This is a genomic window from Streptomyces sp. NBC_01451 (genome assembly GCF_036227485.1).
Taxonomy (GTDB): domain Bacteria; phylum Actinomycetota; class Actinomycetes; order Streptomycetales; family Streptomycetaceae; genus Streptomyces.
Genome location: NZ_CP109479.1, coordinates 2,153,406 through 2,170,894 on the forward strand (window position 1 = coordinate 2,153,406; position 17,489 = coordinate 2,170,894).

13 protein-coding genes and 1 pseudogene are annotated in these 17,489 nt (G+C 72.0%); 9 read left to right on the plus strand and 5 right to left on the minus strand.

Features of this window, described 5'->3' with window-relative positions; genetic code table 11:
• Nucleotides 1–84 precede the first annotated feature (84 nt).
• From OG595_RS09115 to OG595_RS09135, 5 genes and pseudogenes are all read left to right on the plus strand, one after another.
• A pseudogene (locus OG595_RS09115) lies at nucleotides 85–2,292 on the plus strand (MMPL family transporter); the annotation flags it as partial.
• 606 nt (nucleotides 2,293–2,898) lie between these two features.
• The gene (locus OG595_RS09120; protein WP_329269807.1) at nucleotides 2,899–4,224 is read left to right on the plus strand and encodes a sensor histidine kinase; all 1,326 of its coding nucleotides are present in this window, start codon (nucleotides 2,899–2,901) and stop codon (nucleotides 4,222–4,224) included.
• On the plus strand, nucleotides 4,221–4,877 hold the full coding sequence (locus OG595_RS09125) for a response regulator transcription factor (protein WP_329269809.1): 657 nt from the start codon (nucleotides 4,221–4,223) through the stop codon (nucleotides 4,875–4,877). Before OG595_RS09120 ends, OG595_RS09125 begins: the two co-directional genes overlap by 4 nt.
• 492 nt (nucleotides 4,878–5,369) lie before the next feature.
• Nucleotides 5,370–6,095: a response regulator transcription factor gene (locus OG595_RS09130; RefSeq protein ID WP_329269811.1), complete on the plus strand. Its 726-nt coding sequence runs from the start codon at nucleotides 5,370–5,372 to the stop codon at nucleotides 6,093–6,095.
• 474 nt (nucleotides 6,096–6,569) lie between these two features.
• Nucleotides 6,570–7,931, plus strand: a complete 1,362-nt coding sequence (locus tag OG595_RS09135) for an aminopeptidase P family protein (RefSeq protein WP_329282749.1) — start codon at nucleotides 6,570–6,572, stop codon at nucleotides 7,929–7,931.
• Between the two features lie 43 nt (nucleotides 7,932–7,974).
• On the opposite strand, the gene OG595_RS09140 is transcribed toward OG595_RS09135, so the two are convergent.
• A complete protein-coding gene (locus tag OG595_RS09140; RefSeq protein WP_329269815.1) occupies nucleotides 7,975–8,448 on the minus strand; it encodes a DUF6299 family protein in 474 nt (157 codons plus the stop codon).
• A 312-nt stretch (nucleotides 8,449–8,760) separates the two neighbouring features.
• On the opposite strand from OG595_RS09140, the gene OG595_RS09145 reads away from it, so the two are divergent.
• Nucleotides 8,761–8,949 (plus strand): DUF5999 family protein, encoded by a 189-nt coding sequence (locus tag OG595_RS09145; protein ID WP_164411263.1) that lies wholly within the window; start codon nucleotides 8,761–8,763, stop codon nucleotides 8,947–8,949.
• Between the two features lie 37 nt (nucleotides 8,950–8,986).
• Here the strand turns inward: OG595_RS09145 and OG595_RS09150 are convergent, their stop codons facing one another.
• Both OG595_RS09150 and OG595_RS09155 read right to left on the minus strand, forming a co-directional pair.
• Nucleotides 8,987–9,385: a RidA family protein gene (locus OG595_RS09150; RefSeq protein WP_329269821.1), complete on the minus strand. Its 399-nt coding sequence runs from the start codon at nucleotides 9,383–9,385 to the stop codon at nucleotides 8,987–8,989.
• Nucleotides 9,382–10,548, minus strand: a complete 1,167-nt coding sequence (locus OG595_RS09155) for an acyl-CoA dehydrogenase family protein (protein WP_329269824.1) — start codon at nucleotides 10,546–10,548, stop codon at nucleotides 9,382–9,384. Before OG595_RS09155 ends, OG595_RS09150 begins: the two co-directional genes overlap by 4 nt.
• Before the next feature lie 137 nt (nucleotides 10,549–10,685).
• Between OG595_RS09155 and OG595_RS09160 the strand changes: the two genes are divergently transcribed.
• The 3 genes from OG595_RS09160 (at nucleotide 10,686) to cysC (ending at nucleotide 13,955) form a co-directional block, all read left to right on the plus strand.
• Nucleotides 10,686–12,350: an AMP-binding protein gene (locus OG595_RS09160; protein WP_443072986.1), complete on the plus strand. Its 1,665-nt coding sequence runs from the start codon at nucleotides 10,686–10,688 to the stop codon at nucleotides 12,348–12,350.
• Nucleotides 12,351–12,452: 102 nt separating this feature from the next.
• Nucleotides 12,453–13,268 carry a PaaX family transcriptional regulator gene (locus OG595_RS09165; protein ID WP_329269829.1) on the plus strand — a complete coding sequence of 272 codons (816 nt, stop codon included), beginning with the start codon at nucleotides 12,453–12,455 and terminating at the stop codon, nucleotides 13,266–13,268.
• A gap of 117 nt (nucleotides 13,269–13,385) precedes the next feature.
• On the plus strand, nucleotides 13,386–13,955 hold the full coding sequence (gene cysC, locus OG595_RS09170; protein WP_329269831.1) for an adenylyl-sulfate kinase: 570 nt from the start codon (nucleotides 13,386–13,388) through the stop codon (nucleotides 13,953–13,955).
• A 60-nt stretch (nucleotides 13,956–14,015) separates the two neighbouring features.
• On the opposite strand, the gene OG595_RS09175 is transcribed toward cysC, so the two are convergent.
• Both OG595_RS09175 and OG595_RS09180 read right to left on the minus strand, forming a co-directional pair.
• The gene (locus OG595_RS09175) at nucleotides 14,016–16,385 is read right to left on the minus strand and encodes a bifunctional salicylyl-CoA 5-hydroxylase/oxidoreductase (protein WP_329269834.1); all 2,370 of its coding nucleotides are present in this window, start codon (nucleotides 16,383–16,385) and stop codon (nucleotides 14,016–14,018) included.
• Nucleotides 16,382–17,212 carry an enoyl-CoA hydratase family protein gene (locus OG595_RS09180; protein ID WP_329269836.1) on the minus strand — a complete coding sequence of 277 codons (831 nt, stop codon included), beginning with the start codon at nucleotides 17,210–17,212 and terminating at the stop codon, nucleotides 16,382–16,384. Before OG595_RS09180 ends, OG595_RS09175 begins: the two co-directional genes overlap by 4 nt.
• Nucleotides 17,213–17,489: the final 277 nt, after the last annotated feature.

A 17,489-nucleotide genomic window follows, 5' to 3' on the forward strand; every position in this document is an offset into this window, starting at 1 on the left:
CGAGAACCCGCCCCTAGCTTGAGATCAAGGGTCGATCGACCCCACGCACTCACGTAACGATCTCTTCTCCTGTGGGAGTACTCCGTGGCCACCTTCCTGTACCGACTGGGACGGCTCGCCTTTCGGCGACGACGCCTCGTCGTCATCTTGTGGATCGCCGTCCTGGCCGCCGTGGGCATCGGCGCCATGAGCTCCACCGGCAAGACCTCCGACAGCTTCACGCTGCCGGGCACCCAGTCCCAGAAGGCCATCGACCTGCTGGGCGAGGAGTTCCCGCAGGCATCCGCCGGCGGCGCCTCCGCCCGGGTCGTGTTCGAGGCGGCCGACGGGCAGAAGCTGACCGCCACCGCCCACAAGGCGGCGGTGGAGTCGCTGGTGGCGAAGCTGGAGAAGTCGCCGCAGGTGGCGAGCGTCTCCAACCCCTTCACCAGCGGTCAGGTCAGCGAGGACGGCACCATCGGCTACGCCGGGGTGACGTACAAGGTCGCCGAGGCCGACGTCAGCGACGCCGCGCACGACGTCCAGACCGCTGTCGTGGCGCAGGGCGAGAAGGCCGGCATCACGGTGAGCCTGGGCGGCGACGGCGTCGCGGACCAGGCTGCCAGCAAGGCCGCCGAGCTGATCGGTCTGGGCGTCGCCGCCGTCGCCCTGATCATCACTTTCGGCTCGCTGATCTCCGCCGGACTGCCCCTGCTCACCGCCATCCTCGGCGTCGGCGCGGCCATCCTGTCGATCACCGTCGCGACCCAGTTCTTCGACATCGCCTCCCAGACGTCCGCGCTGGCGCTGATGCTCGGCCTCGCCGTCGCCATCGACTACGCCCTGTTCATCGTCTCCCGCTACCGCAACGAGATCCGCGACGGCCACGAGCCGGAGGAGGCCTGCGGACGGGCCCTGGGCACCGCCGGCTCCGCGGTCGTCTTCGCCGGCCTGACCGTGATCATCGCGCTGGCCGGACTGAGCGTCATCGGCATCCAGATGCTCACCTCCATGGGCCTGGGCTCCGCCTTCGCGGTCGCCGTAGCCGTGGTGATCGCGCTGACCCTGCTGCCCGCCCTGCTCGGCTTCGCCGGCATGCGGATCATGAAGAACAAGCTGCTGTCCCGCCGTATGAAGGCCCTGGAGCGCGGCGAGGGCGAGTCGATGGGCGTGCGCTGGGCGAAGTTCGTCACCCGCAACCCCGTCAAGGTCCTCGCCGTCTCGGTGATCGGCCTCGGTCTGCTGGCCATCCCCGCCCTGTCACTGCGCCTGACCCTGCCCGACGACTCCATGAAGCCCCCTGGCAGCACCCAGCGCCTTGCCTACGACACCCTCAGCAAGGGCTTCGGACCGGGCTTCAACGGCCCGCTGACCGTGGTCGTCGACGCCCGCGGCAGTGACGACCCGAAGGCCGCCGCCGCGGACGCGACCGCGGTGCTCGGCAAGCTGGACGATGTCGCCTCGGTCCGTGACGCGGCCTTCAACGAGGCCGGTGACGTCGCCATCATCGGTGTCGTCCCGGAGAGCTCCCCGACCAGTCAGGCCACCAAGGACCTGGTCGCCGACATCCGTGACCACAGCGCCGCCCTGCGGAAGGACGCCGGCGCGGACCTGATGGTCACCGGCACCACCGCCGTCAACATCGACGTCTCCACCAAGCTCGCCCAGGCACTCATTCCCTACCTCGCCATCGTCGTCGGCCTGGCCCTGATCCTGCTCCTGCTGGTCTTCCGCTCGATCCTGATCCCGCTCAAGGCCGCTCTCGGCTTCCTGCTCACCATCGCCTCCACCCTCGGTGTCCTGGTCGCCGTCTTCCAGTGGGGCTGGCTCGCGGATGTCTTCGGCGTCGACCAGACGGCGCCCATCGTCAGCGTGCTGCCCATCCTGCTGATCGGTGTCGTCTTCGGCCTCGCCATGGACTACGAGGTCTTCCTCGTCACCCGGATGCGGGAGGAGTACGTCCACGGGGCCGCCCCCGCCCAGGCAGTCATCGGGGGCTTCCGGCACAGCGGCCGGGTGGTCACCGCCGCCGCGGTCATCATGATCGCCGTCTTCTCCGGGTTCCTCCTCGACGACGCCGCTCTGATCAAGTCGGTCGGCCTGGGGCTCGCCTCCGCCGTCCTGTTCGACGCCTTCGTGGTCCGCATGACCATCGTCCCGGCGGTGCTGGCCCTGCTCGGCCACCGCGCCTGGGCGCTGCCCGCATGGCTCGACCGGGTGATGCCCGACGTGGACGTCGAGGGCGAGAAGCTGCGCCACATCCTGGACTCCGACAGCACGAGCACCGCACCCGAACCCGTGCTCGCCGGCGTGGGCGCCGGGGTCCACCAGGGCTCGGGCGGCCACAGCGCCCCGCAGGTCTTCAGCAGCGGCTCCGGCTCCGGCCCCGGTGCCCCCGACCCGAACACGTACGCGTCGCCGCTTCCGCGACACCACCACGGCCGGCCCCGGGGTCTGTCCGGGCTCAGGCAGCGCGGCGCCGACCACCATGGTGCCGAGAGCCTCGCGGACACGGGCGCCGGGAGCGACACCCCGGCCCCGGACAGCGGCTCCACCGGCGCCGACAGCCCCGGCGACACGGCGTCGCCGAGCCGTCGTGCGCGGCTCCTCGGCGAGAAGCTGGGACTGTCCCGGTTCAAGCGGCGTCTCGCACGCACCGGCGACACCACCGCCCCGGCCCCCGACACGACCGAGCCGAAGGACGGCGCGACGAAAGGCATGACGAAGGGCACGCCGAAGGGGATACGGAAGAAGATGTTCCGTAAGCGCTGACAGAGTAGGGCCGCAGCGGCAGCCGCCGACCACCGCCCGACCCACACCGCCGGAACGGCCGCCTCCCACCGGCCGGCTCCCCGGACCCGCCCGCCGGTCCGGTCCCCCGGGACCGGCGGGCGGCCCCCGACCCGTGAAGGACTCCCCGTGACCGTGCCGAGCGCCCCCACTGCCCGCCCGGACGACGACCGGACCCTGCAGATACTGGCCGACGACTCCGTGATCGCCTCGGTCGCCTACCGGCTGGCGGCACTGCGGCAGGCAGACCGGGCACACCCCAGGGTCCGGCACTGGGGTGTGCCGGTCTTCTGCGCCGCGCTCGGCGCCACCTCCAACCTCAACCCCTACAACACCGGTGACATCCCGGCGCAGTTGGCACTCGTCGTCGCCTTCGCCGTCCCGCTCCTGTGGCGGGAGCGCAGGCCCATGCTCGTCTTCGCCCTCACCACGGCCGTGTCCGTGGCGGCCCTCCCCCTGGGGGTGCTGACCGGCTCCGAGTCCGCACGCGTCGTGTCCCTCTTCAACGTCGGCCGGTACTGCACACCGCGCCAACTGGCCCTCGCCGTCGGTGTCACCACCGCGCAGCTCGTCGCGTGGGCCGCCGTGTTCACCGGGCGCCAACTGGAGTACGCCACACGACCGGAGGTCGTGACGATGCTGGCGATGACCGCGATGGCGGCGTTCGCCGCGCTCGGTCTGCTGAGCCGACTGGCCAACGCCTACATCAACACCCTGAAGAAGGAACGCGACCAGCAGGCACGCCTCGCCACCGCGCAGGAACGCGCCCGCGTCTCCCGCGAGATGCACGACATCCTCGGCCACACCCTCTCCGTCATCGTCGGCCTCGCCGACGGCGCCGCCGCCCTCGCCGAGACGAAACCGGAACGCGGCGCCCAGACACTCCGCATCATCAGCGCCAGCGGACGCGACGCCCTGGCCGAACTGCGCCGCCTGCTCGCTGTCGTCGGCGACGACAACGAGCGCGTGGACGAGGCACCACTCGCCCCACAGCCGGGTCTCAGCGACCTCGGCTCACTGCTGGAGCGCGTCCGCGCGGCGGGCCCCACCGTCACCCTGGACACCCACGGCGACCTCGCACACCTGCCCCCGGGTCTCCAACTGTCCGTCTACCGCATCGTCCAGGAGGCCCTGACCAACACCGTCAGGTACGCCGCCTCCGACACCTCCGTCCGCGTGTCGCTCACCGCCGGCCCGGAAGCTCTCCAGGTCACCGTGGAGGACGACGGCCCGCCCCGTACTCCGCGAACCCGGCGCGGACGGTCCGGGGGCGGCCGTGGCCTGGTCGGCATGCGCGAACGCGTCGCCCTCTACAAGGGCACCGTCACCGCGGGCCCCAACTCCCGCGGGGGCTGGACCGTCCGCGCGTTCCTCGTCCCCAACCCGCCCTTCCCCGGCTTCGCGTCCTCGCACGAGCAGGGGGAGCCCCCGTCCTCCCCGGAGCACCGCTCATGACCACAGTTCTCATCGTCGACGACCAGGCCCTGCAACGCATGGGCTTCAACATGCTCCTCGAAGCGCAGCCCGGCATGACCGTCGTCGGCGAGGCCACCAACGGCGCCGAAGCGGTCCGTGCGACCGCCGAACTGCGCCCCGACGTCGTCCTGATGGACGTACGCATGCCCGGCATGGACGGCATCGAGGCCACCCGGCGCATCGTCGAGTCCGGTGGCCGCTCCCGCATCCTGGTCCTGACCACCTTCGACCTCGACGAGTACGCCTACGACGCCCTGCGCGCCGGGGCCAGCGGCTTCCTGCTCAAGGACGCCCTTCCCGAGGAACTCGTCGCCGGCGTCCGCGCGGTGGCCGCCGGTGACGCGGTCATCTCACCCGGCCTGACCCGCAAGCTCATCGACACCTTCGGCGACCGCCTCCCCGGCCACTCCCCGCAGCAGCAGCGCCGACTCGACGAACTCACCCAGCGTGAACGCGAAGTCCTCACCGCCGTCGCCAGCGGCTGGACCAACACGGAGATCGCCGAACGCCTCCACCTCGCCGAGTCGACCGTCAAGTCGCACATCGGCCGCATCCTCACCAAGATCGACGCCCGCGACCGCGTCCAGGCCGTGATCTTCGCCTACGACACCGGACTCGTCCGCCCGGCATGACCCACCCCGCTCGCCCTGCTCGTCCCGCTCCCCCGGCTCGTCGGATGCCCGGGCCAGCTCCCCACGTCCCCAACCGTGTTCACCGCCACGTCCCCGAAGCCCGGCCACCTCGGCGGCACCGCAGCCGAGCATCCACGACGTACACGGTGAACGAGGCATGGCCACCGCCGTCCTGAGCGCCATGAGGAACTGACGACACCCCGGCCAACGACGTTGACCGCGGACAACCGGCGGGAAGCCGGCCCCGTCCACGTCCTTCGCACACCCTCGGCTCCGGGCGCGTGTGCTCAAGCGGAGCGCGCGCCCGGTACGCACCGGCTCCCGTGGGGACAGGCGCCGGTGCGAGGCAGGGCCCGGCCGCGGATCCCGAACCCCAGGACCGCGGCCGGGCCCCGCCCCCCCCTTGCTCCGCCCCACCCCGCCCCCGCTTCGCTCCGCTGCGAACATGGCGGCCGAACGCCTCCGGGCCCGGTCCGCCGGGAGAACGCCCCCATGACCACCGTACTCATCGTCAACGACCAGGCCCTGCAACGTCTCGGCCTGCGCATGTTCCTGGAAACCCAGCCCGACCTCACGGTCGTGGGCGAGGCGACCGACTGCGCCCAAGCGGTCCGGGCCGCCACCGCCCTCCGGCCCGACGTCGTCCTCCTGGACCCGGGCCCGACGGACGCCGACCGCGTTCGGGCCGTACGCCGCATCACCCGAACCGACTGCCATGCCAAGGCGTCATGCTCCGAGCCGCCCGGCCCACTCCCCCCGCGGGTACTCGTGCTGATCGCGTCCGACGGCGACGAGTACGCCTGCGCCACCCTGCGCGCGGGCGCCGACGGAATCCTCCTCAAGGACGCCCTCCCCGAAGAACTCGCCGCGGCCGTGCGCATCGTCGCGCTGGGAGGCTCGGTTCTGTCCCCCCGCCTCACGCGCGCCCTGATCGAGGCCGTCCGGGAACGGGACTCCACCGACGAGCCCGACCGAGGCCGGCGGCTGTCCCGCCTCACCGAACGCGAAACCGAGGTGCTCGCCGCTCTCGCCTCCGGCTGGAGCAACTCGGAGATCGCCGAACAGCTGTCGATAGCGCCGACCACGGTCAAGACCCACATCAGCAGCATCCTCGCCAAGATCGGCGCCCGCGCCCGGGTGCAGGCCGTCGTGTTCGCCTACGAGACAGGCCTGGTCAGGCCGCCTTGGCAGCAGCCCCGCCCACCCGAATCGACCTGACCGAACACCAACACGTCGAGGTGTCCCTGTCCCCACGCCGTCGGCAGCGGCGACCGCCACCCACTGGCCGGCATCGCCCACGCCCACGAACGGGTCGACGCGGGCACGCGCGGCCGGGTGCTGGTCACCGTCCCGCGCTGGAGGGAACGCTCCGTCGTACGCCCCGCCCGGACGGCCACCGCCCCCTGGAGGCCCTGCGCCCTCACTCGATAAACGCTGGTCAGGCACACTCTCATTGTCAGCTCCACAAGCCCGAGCCACTTCGATGACCGTGAAAGTGACAGTGGGCAGGTCGAAGGACTTGTCGACTCTCATTCCCAGCGGCCCGCCCTCACCACCCCGACCTCAAGACGAAGAAGGTGCCGACAGGTGTCCAGGGAATCCACGGGGACCACCCAGCCCACCGAGACCGCCGAGACCAAGGACCGCAAGAACCGCCTCTACCCGTCCGTATCCCCGCAGCTGGCCGAGCTGATGACGACGGGGTGGGCCGACACCGAGCTGCGGGACCTGCGCCCGATCGAGCAGGCGCCCTACGCCGCCGAGCGCCGCGCCGCCCTCTCCGCCCGGTTCCCCGGCGAGCGTCTGATCGTCCCGGCCGGCAACCTCAAGGTCCGCGCCAACGACACGCACTACCCGTTCCGTCCGTCCACCGAGTACGTCCATCTCACGGGCGACCAGACCGAGGACGCGCTCCTCGTCCTCGAACCCCGCGCGGACGGCGCCGGTCATGACGCCGTCGCCTACCTCCTGCCCCGCTCCGACCGGCAGAGCGGCGAGTTCTGGCAGGGCGCGGCCAAGGGCGAGCTGTGGGTCGGCCGCCGTCACTCCCTCGCGGAGGCCGAGCAGCTCCTCGGCCTGCCCTGCCGTGACGTCCGCGAGGCCGCCGACGAGCTGCGCGCGGCCCCCGCCGTCCCCACCAGGATCGTGCGCGGCTACGACGCCGGGCTGGAAGCCGCCGTGCCGACGGACGAGGAGCGTGACACCGAGCTGAAGTCGGTCCTGTCCGACCTGCGGCTGGTGAAGGACGACTGGGAGATCGGCGAGATGCGCAAGGCGGTCGACTCGACCGTGCGTGGATTCGTGGATGTGGTGAAGGAGTTGTCGACCGCGATCGCCACCTCGGAGCGCTGGATCGAGGGAACCTTCTTCCGCCGCGCCCGACTTGAGGGCAACGACATCGGCTACGGCTCGATCTGCGCCGCCGGCGAGCACGCCACGATCATGCACTGGGTCCGCAACGACGGCGAAGTCCGGCCGGGCGAACTGCTGTTGCTCGACGCGGGCGTGGAGACGAACTCCCTCTACACCGCCGACGTCACCCGCACCCTCCCCATCAGCGGCACCTTCTCCCCGCTCCAGCGCAAGATCTACGACGCGGTGTACGAGGCGCAGGAGGCCGGCATCCGGACGGTCAAGCCCGGTGCCGCGTACCGGGACTTCCACGTCGCCGCCCAGCGGTACCTGGCCGGGAAGCTCGTCGAGTGGGGCCTCCTGGAGGGCGACCCGGAGGACGTGTACGAGCTGGCCCTCCAGCGCCGATTCACCATGGCCGGCACCGGTCACATGCTCGGCCTGGACGTGCACGACTGCGCCAAGTCCCGTACCGAGCTGTACGTCGACGGCACCCTCGAACCCGGCATGATCCTCACGGTGGAGCCGGGCCTGTACTTCCAGCCGGACGACCTGACCGTGCCGGCGGAGTACCGGGGCATCGGGGTCCGGATCGAGGACGACATCCTCGTGACGGCGGACGGTCACGAGAACCTGTCGGCCGGGCTGCCCCGTACGTCCGACGAGGTCGAGGCATGGATGCGGGGGCTGACCGGCGCGTAGCACCGGCCGGCCCCCGTCGGTCCCGTGGGGCCGGGCGCGCGGGTCAGACCTCCGTGAGGACGACCTCCTGGACCTGCTCCGAGCGGACGGTCGGCATCGGGATGAAGCCCGAGCGGCGGAACTCCACCAGGCTGGTCTTCACCCGCACCGGGCCGGGCTCGTAGGCGCCCGGCTCGGTGGCCTTGGTGTTCGACCACTGGTGCCAGGAGCCGTCACAGCTGGCGGGGATGCTGTCCATGCCGTACCAGACGTTCTCGCCGCGCTCGACCGAGGCCGCGACGCGGACGGAGTCGCCGGTGCTGAGGCAGCGGTAGCTGCCGGAGAGCGTGAGCTCGCCGTCGGACGTGATGCTGCCGGATTCGACCGTCACCCGGTCGAAGCCCTCGTCCGCGGCCTGGGCCGCCGTCGCGGCCGGGGCCACGGTCAGCAGCACGGCGCCGGCGGCGACGGCCGCGGCACGGCAGAGGGACGAGAACGCCGGGAAGGACCGGAAGGCCGGCGGGAAGGACAGTGACATGGGGAAACCTCCTTGGGGGGACTCCACAGGTACTGGTCCCACGCGCCCGCGCGCGTGATCATCACCCCTTCGTCGGCGAGTCGCGCGCTCCGACTGCCACGCTTTTCGGATCATTTCCGCAGGTCGGGTCCGAATGTCAGGGTGGTGTCACAGCACGTCCGCGTGGTGTCACGCTTCCCCGGCACGACTTGGCGCGGAGCCCCCGGCACGGGCATCGTCAGAAGTGGCAAGGAACCGAGGATCCACCGCACCACCGCACCACCGCACCACCGCATCGCACCCGAGCACCCGCATCCGATCCGGAGGCACACCATGTGTTCACACCAGCCCCCGTGCCCCTCGGCCGACCGTCCCGACCGCGACGCCGCGCACATCGTCGCCTTCCACCCCGAGCAGGGCTGGAACCTCCTGTGCAACGGTGCGATCGTCTTCGACGACACCGGCGAGCTGCTGCCCGACGGCAGCGTGATCACCCCGCACCGTCTGACCGCTGCGGCCTGAACCACCCGGGGCCCCGGCCCACCGGTCCGCCGACTCGCTACGGCAGCACCGCGAAGCCGTCGAGCTCGACCAGGGCCCGTTCGTCCCACAGCCGTACGATCCCGACCACCGCCATCGCCGGATAGTCGCGCCCCGCCAAGCTCCGCCAGATACGGCCGAGTCGAGGGGCCTGGGCGCGGTATTCGGCGACGTCCGTGGCGTACACGGTGACGCGGGCCAGGTCGGCGGGCGTACCGCCGGCCGCGTGGAGTGCGGCGAGGAGATTCCCGAGGGCCCGCTCGAACTGCTCGGGCAGGGTGTCCCCCACGACCTTCCCGTCGGCGTCGAGCGCGGTCTGCCCGGCGAGGAACACGATCCGGGAGCCGGTGGCGACGACGGCGTGCGAGAAGCCGGCGGGCGGCGAGAGACCGTCGGGATTGACGCGCTCGGCACTCATTCGGCACCCGTCCCTTCGGCCAGGCCCGGCGAGCCCTTCGAACCCTGCGAGCCCCTGTACAACTCCTTCGCGATGACCGTCCGTTGGACTTCGCTCGCGCCCTCGTAGATGCGCGGTGCCCGCACCTCCCGGTAGAGGTGTTCGAGGAGGTGGCCGCGCCGCAGCGCCCGGGCGCCGTGCAGTTGGACGGCCGCGTCGACGACGTACTGCGCGGTCTCGGTGGCCAGCAGCTTCGCCATCGCGGCGCGCCCGGGGACGTCCTGGCCGCCTTCGTCGTACGCCGCCGCTGCCGCGTAGACCATCAGCCGGGCCGCCTCGGTGCGCAGGGCCATCTCGGCGACCTGGTGGGCGACGGCCTGGAGATCCTTCAACTTGCCGCCGAACGCGTCCCGTTGGCCGGTGTGGGCGAGGGTCGCGTCCAAGGCCGCCTGGGCCATGCCGACCGCGAAGGCGCCGACGCTCGGCCGGAACAGGTTCAACGTGCCCATGGCGACCCGGAATCCGCGGTCGGGTTCGCCGATGACGTCGTCCGCGGTCACCGGTACGGCGTCGAGGGCGAGGGCGCCGATGGGGTGCGGGGAGAGCATGTCGAGGGCGCTGCCGGTGAGGCCGGGCCGGTCGGCGGGGAGGAGGAACGCCGTGACTCCACGGGCCCCGGCTCCCACTGTCGTACGGGCGAAGACGGTGTAGAAGTCGGCCTCGGGGGCGTTGGAGATCCAGCACTTCTCGCCGGTGAGGCGCCAGCCGGAGGGGCCGTCGGGGGTGGCCGTGAGCGAGAGGGCCGCCGCGTCGGAGCCCGCGCCCGGCTCGCTCAGCGCGAACGCGGCCACCGCGCTGCCCTCGCTCACCCGGGGCAGCCAGCGTTCGCGCTGGGCCGGCGTCCCGTGGGCGTGGACGGGGTGGGCGCCGAGGCCCTGGAGGGCGAGGGCGGTCTCCGCCTCGGTGCAGGAGCGGGCGAGGGACTCCCGCATCAGGCACAGGTCGAGTGCCCCGGAGGTGAACAGCCGGGAGAGCAGGCCGAGTCGGCCGAGTTCGGCGACGAGGGGACGGTTGACTCGGCCCGGTTCGCCCTTGTCGGCGAGTGGGCGCAGCCGGTCGGCGGCCAGCGTGCGCAGCTCGGCACACCAGGCGGCCTGACCCGGTTCGAGCGAGAATGCGGGCATCGCCGGTCCTCCCTCCGAGGCCACCGGTCGCGACCCCTCCCCGACGGTATCGCGCACCGTTGACTGTCGTCACCAACACGATACGCTCGTTCTGCGAGCCCACCAGTACGCCCACCACGGCAAGGGGGCGACCCGCCATGGACCCCACGCACTCCAGGCAGCCCGGGTACGGCAGGGTTCCCGAGGACCGCGCCGACGCCACCGCCCGGCGGATCCCCTCGGCCCACGTCGACACCTTCGCGCGCGACCATCTGCCGCCCCCGGACCAGTGGCCCGACCTCCGCCTCGACCTGCCCGAACTGCGCTACCCCGACCGGCTGAACTGCGCGGCCGAGCTGCTGGACGGGCCCGCGGCCGGACGCCCCGCGTTCCGTACCGCCACCGGCGAGGTGTGGACGTACGGCGAGCTGCGCACCCGCGTCGACCGGGTCGCGCATGTCCTGACCCGGGATCTCGGGGTCGTCCCCGGCAACCGTGTCCTCCTGCGCGGTCCCACCACACCGTGGCTCGCGGCCTGCTGGCTGGCGGTGCTGAAGGCGGGCGCGGTCGCGGTCACCGTGCTGGCCCAGCAGCGTCCGCACGAGCTGCGCACGATGTGCGGGATCGCCCAGGTGCGGCACGCGCTGTGCGACATCCGGGCCCTCGACGACCTCGCCAAGGCGGAGGTACCGGGGCTGCGGATCACGACGTACGGCGGCGACGGCCTCGACGACCTGCTGAACCGTCCGGTGCCGGGCACCCCGTATCCCGCCGTGGACACCGCGGCCGACGACGTGGCGCTGATCGCGTTCACGTCCGGGACCACCGGCCGCCCGAAAGGGTGCATGCACTTCCACCGGGACGTGCTCGCCGTCGCCGACACGTTCTCGCGGCACGTGCTGAAGCCGCGCGCGGACGACGTGTTCGCGGGCAGTCCGCCGCTCGGTTTCACCTTCGGGCTCGGCGGTCTGGTGGTCTTCCCGATGCGGGCCGGGGCCAGCGCGCTCCTCCTCGAACAGGCGGGACCCAAACAGCTGTTGCCGGCCATCGCCGAGCACCGCGTCTCGGTGCTGTTCACCGCGCCGACGGCGTACCGCGCGATGCTCGACGAGCTGGACGCGTACGACACCGGTTCGCTGCGCCGCTGCGTCTCGGCGGGCGAGAACCTCCCCGAGGCCACCTGGCGGGCCTGGTACGAGCACACCGGCCTGCGGCTGATCAACGGCATCGGCGCGACCGAACTGCTGCACATCTTCATCTCGGCGGCCGACCAGGACATCAGGCCCGGCACGACCGGGATTCCGGTGCCGGGCTGGCACGCGCGCGTGCAGGACGAGAACGGCGAGCCGGTGCCGGACGGCACGCCCGGGCTGCTCGCGGTGCGCGGCCCGGTCGGGTGCCGGTATCTCGCCGATCCGCGCCAGGACGCGTATGTGCGGGGTGGCTGGAACATCACCGGGGACACGTACGTCCGGGAGAGCGACGGCTACTTCCGCTATGTGGCCCGGGCCGACGACATGATCATCTCGGCCGGGTACAACATCGCGGGCCCGGAGGTCGAGGAGACGCTGCTGCGCCATCCGGACGTCGTGGAGACGGCCGTGGTGGGACGGGAGGACGAGTCGCGCGGTCAGGTCGTGGTGGCGTACGCCGTGCTCAGGGAGGGCGTACGCCAGGACGCGGAGGCGCTGCGCGCGTTCGTCAGGGAGGAGCTGGCACCGTACAAGTGTCCGCGCGAGATCGTCTTCCTGGACGCCCTGCCGCGGACGGCGACGGGCAAGCTCCAACGCTTCCGGCTGCGCACCGACGCGAGGCCGATCTGACGCCGTCCCGGCCCCGCCCTGAAGTGATCTTGACCGAAAGTCATTCACCCGAGGTAGTTGACCAGCGGAAATGGCAAGCAGCAGTGATTCCGGCGGCCTAAAATGATCAACGTGTCCGAACAGCACGCCCCGCGGTCTCTCATCGTCACGCTCTACGGCGCGTACGGCCGATTCATGCCCGGCCCGCTACCCGTCGCCGAGCTGATCCGGCTCCTCGCCGCGGTCGGCGTCGACGCGCCGTCCGTACGGTCGTCCGTGTCCCGCCTGAAGCGGCGCGGCCTGCTCGTGCCGGCCCGTACGGCCCAGGGCGCGGCCGGGTACGAACTCTCGCCGGACGCCCGCCAGCTGCTCGACGACGGCGACCGGCGCGTGTACGCCGCCGCCCCTCCCCCGCTCGACGAGGGCTGGATCCTCGCCGTGTTCTCCGTCCCCGAGTCGGAGCGCCAGAAGCGCCATGTCCTCCGTTCCCGGCTGGCCGGACTCGGCTTCGGCACGGCCGCCCCGGGTGTGTGGGTGGCCCCGGCGCGCCTCTACGAGGAGACCCGCCACACCCTGGAGCGGCTGCGCCTCGACCCGTACGTCGACTTCTTCCGCGGCGAGCACCTGGGCTTCGCGGCGACGGTCGAGGCGGTCTCCCGCTGGTGGGACCTGGCCGCGATCGCCAAGGAGCACGAGGCCTTCCTCGACCGCCACGCGCGCGTGCTGCACGACTGGGAGAAGCGCGCGGACACCCCGCCGGCGGAGGCGTACCGCGACTATCTGATGGCGCTGGACTCCTGGCGCCACCTGCCGTACGCCGACCCGGGCCTGCCCGCCCACCTGCTCCCGGCGGACTGGCCGGGCGTACGCTCGGCTGCCGTCTTCCAGGGGCTGCACGCCCGGCTGCGGGACGCGGGGGCGGCATTCGCGGGGGTGTGACCTCAGCCACATCGGGCGTCACTCACGCAACCCTCAGGTTCCTCTTCGCCTCTTCTCAAGTTTCTTACCTAGCGTCCGGGGGGCCGCACGCGGGGAGAGAGACGAGGACTGTTGCGTATGACCACCACGGCCAGGCCCACGGGACCCACCAGGGCTCGGGGAGCCACCGTCTGGCTCACCGGGCTGCCGAGCGCGGGTAAGACGACGATCGCCCAGGTGCTCGGTGAGCGGCTGCGCGCCGAGGGACGCCGGGTGGAGATCCTCGACGGCGACGAGATCCGCCGCTTCCTCTCCGCGGGCCTCGGCTTCTCCCGCGAGGACCGCAACACCAACGTCCAGCGCATCGGGCTCGTCTCCGAGGTGCTGGCCCGCAACGGCGTCCTGTCCATCGTCCCGGTGATCGCCCCGTACGCCGACAGCCGCGAGGCGGTACGCAAACGGCACGACGCGAGCGGGACGCCGTACATCGAGGTGCATGTCGCGACTCCGGTGGAGGTGTGCGGCGAGCGGGACGTGAAGGGCCTGTACGCCCGGCAGGCGGCGGGCCGGCTGACCGGCCTGACCGGCGTCGACGACCCGTACGAGCCCCCGGTGGACCCGGCGTTGACCCTGCCGACGCAGGAGCAGACCCCGGCGGAGTCGGCGGACGCGGTGTACGCGGTGCTGGCCGAGCGGGGGCTCGTGTGAGCGGGTTCCGGCCGGACGATCCGGCTGACGGTTCGACGTCGACGGCAGGGACGGCCGAGGTCAACTCCCCAGTGCGAGACGGGGTTTGGGGGCGTCCGTGCGCCCGGTGCGCGGGCGTCGGTTGCCCGCCCGGTACGGGGCCGGCCAGACGGCGCCCGGACCGTCGTACTCCTGCTCGGCCGCCGCGTGCAGGGTCCAGTTCGGGTCGTAGAGGTGCGGGCGGGCCAGCGCGCACAGGTCCGTACGGCCCGCCAGGATCAGGGAGTTGACGTCGTCCCAGGAGGAGATCGCGCCGACGGCGATCACCGGGGCGCCGGTCTCGTGGCGGATGCGGTCGGCGAACGGGGTCTGGTAGGAGCGGCCGTACTCCGGACGTTCGTCGGGCACCACCTGGCCGGTCGACACGTCGATCGCGTCGGCTCCGTGGGCGACGAAGGCGCGCGCGATCGCGACGGCGTCCTCGGCCGTCGTACCGCCGTCGGCCCAGTCCGTGGCCGAGATGCGGACGGTCATGGGCCGGCCCTCCGGCCACACCTCCCGTACGGCGTCGAAGACTTCGAGGGGGAAACGGAGCCGCGCGGCGAGCGGGCCTCCGTACGCGTCCGTGCGGTGGTTGGTGAGCGGGGAGAGGAAGCCGGAGAGCAAGTAGCCGTGGGCGCAGTGCAGTTCGAGGAGGTCGAAGTCGGCGTGGACGGCTCGGTGGGCGGCTGCCGTGAACTGCTCTCGGATCGTTGAGAGTTGAGCGACCGTCAGTTCTCGTGGGGTCTGGCTGCCCGGCCGGTACGGGATCGGGGAAGCGGCGACCAGCGGCCAGTTGCCCTCCTCCAGCGGCTCGGCGCCGTAGGCGGCCTCCCACATCGGCTTCGTCGAGCCCTTGCGGCCGGAGTGGCCGAGCTGGACGCCGAGTGCGGTGCCGGGGGCCTGGGAGTGGACGAAGTCGGTGATGCGTCGCCAGGCCTCCGTCTGCCGGTCCGTGTAGAGGCCGGCGCAGCCCGGGGTGATGCGTCCCTCGGCGCCGACGCACACCATCTCGGACATCACCAGTCCGGCGCCGCCGAGTGCTCTGGCGCCCAGGTGGACGAGGTGGAAGTCGCCGGGGACGCCTTCCGTGGCCGAGTACATGTCCATGGGGGACACGACGACGCGGTTGCGGAGGGTCAGCCCGCGCAATCGGAAGGGCGTGAACATCGGCGGGGTGGCGGGTGGGCAGCCGAACTCCCGCTCCACGCCGGCGGTGAAGTGCGGGTCCCGCAGCCGCAGGTTGTCGTGGGTGACGCGGCGGCTGCGGGTGAGGAGGTTGAACGCGAACTGGCGGGGCGGCTGGTCGAGGTAGAGGGGCAGGTTCTCGAACCACTCCAGGCTGGCGCGGGCCGCCCGCTGGGTGGAGGCGACGACGGGCCGCCGCTCCTCCTCGTACGCCGCCAGCGCCTCGGCCAGCGTCGGCCGCTCCTCCAGACAGGCGGCGAGCGCGAGGGCGTCCTCGACGGCGAGCTTGGTGCCGGAGCCGATGGAGAAGTGGGCGGTGTGGGCGGCGTCCCCGAGGAGCACGATGTTGCCGTGCGACCAGCGGTCGTTGACGACCGTACGGAAGGTGGTCCACGCGGGCCTGTTCGCGCGCAGCGGCCGTCCGCCGAGGGCGTCCGTGAAGATCTTGGCGCAGCGGTCGACGGATTCCGGTACGTCCGTCCGGTCGAAGCCCGCCGCCCGCCACACCTCCTCCCGCATCTCGACGATCACGGTCGAGGCGTCGGCGGAGTACGGGTATCCGTGGAGCTGCATCACGCCGTGCTCCGTCTCCGCGATCTCGAAGCGGAAGGCGTCGAAGGCGAAGTCGGCGGCGAGCCAGAGGTAGCGGCAGCGGTGGGTGGTCAGGCTGGGCCGGAACTCCTGGGCGTAGGCCTCGCGGGTGGTGCTGTGCACGCCGTCGGCGGCGATGACCAGGTCGTACGTCTGCGCCAGCCACTCCGGGTACGGCGCCTCCGTACGGAAGCGCAGTTCGACGCCGAGCGAGCGGCAGCGGGCGTGCAGGATCTCCAGGAGCCGGCGTCTGCCCAGGGCGGCGAAGCCGTGTCCTCCGGAGGTGTGGCGGGTGTCGCGGTGGACGATGTGGATGTCGTCCCAGCGGGTGAAGTGTCGCCGCAGGGCCTCGTGGACCACGGGGTCGGCGTGTTCTATGCCGCCGAGGGTCTCGTCGGAGAGGACGACTCCGAAGCCGAAGGTGTCGTCGGGGGCGTTGCGTTCCCAGAGGGTGATCTGCCGATCGGGGTGGAGGCGTTTGAGGAGGGCGGCGGCGTACAGGCCTCCGGGGCCGCCGCCGATGATCGCGATTCGGTGGGGGTGGTTCGGATGCGACGGCGGGTGCGGGTTCGTTGTGGCTGGCCGCGCAGTTCCCCGCGCCCCTGGGTGTGCCGCCCCTGACGTCGGTTTCATCGTCCCCGCCATTTCGGGGGGCGCTTCTCGGTGAACGCGGCGTGGAACTCGGCGTAGTCCTCGCCGGTCATGAGGAGGGCCTGGGTCGCGGCGTCCAGTTCCACGGCTGCGGCCAGCGGCATGTCCAGTTCGGCGGTGAGGAGGGCCTTGGTCTGCGCGTACGCCAGTGCCGGGCCCTCCGCGAGGTGGTGGGCCAGCGTCTGGGCCGCCTCGTCGGCGCGGCCCTCGTCGGTCAGCCGGCTGATCAGGCCGATGCGCTCGGCCTCGGGTGCCCGCACCGGCTCGCCGAGCATCAGCAGGCGGGTCGCGTGGCCGAGTCCGACGACCCGGGGCAGCAGGTAGGCGGCGCCCATGTCGCCGCCGGAGAGGCCGACCCGGGTGAAGAGGAACGCGAAGCGCGCGGACGGGTCGGCGACGCGGAAGTCGGCGGCCAGCGCGAGAACCGCACCGGCGCCGGCCGCCACCCCGTGCACCGCCGCGATCACCGGGAACGGGCATTCCCGTACGGCCCGTACGACCTGTCCGGTCATCCGGTTGAAGTCGAGCAGCTGGGCGGTGTCCATGGACAGGGTCGCGCCGATGATCTCGTCGACGTCACCGCCCGAGCAGAAGCCGCGGCCCTCGCCGGCGAGCACCAGCGCCCGTACGGATCGCTCCCGGGACAGCTCGGCGAGCAGGTCGCGCAGGTCGGCGTAGGCGCCGAAGGTGAGGGCGTTGAGTTTCTCGGGGCGCGCGAGGGTGACGGTGGCCACGCCGGTGGGGGCGAGGTCGAGGCGGAGGTGGTGCCAGGTGGAGGTGCGGGGGGTCGAGCCGGTGAAGGGACTCATGCGCGGCCTCCTCGTGACGGGGACGGCTGTCTCACGAAGTTATCACTCATCTGTGACTGTCGTCATGAGTACGCGATACAGGGGGCCGCTGCGGCCCGTTCCGGTGATCCGGTCCCGTCACGAGGCGTCAATAGCGCGGTAACAGTGGGAGTGGTTGCGGGAGACGGGCCGTTGGTCTGGGTAAGCCGAACGGTGAGCGGGGCCGAAAGTCCCGTGCGGCGCCCGACCAGTGCCCCTGCCGGACCTCGCCGTACCATTCCTATTGTTGAAAGCAGGA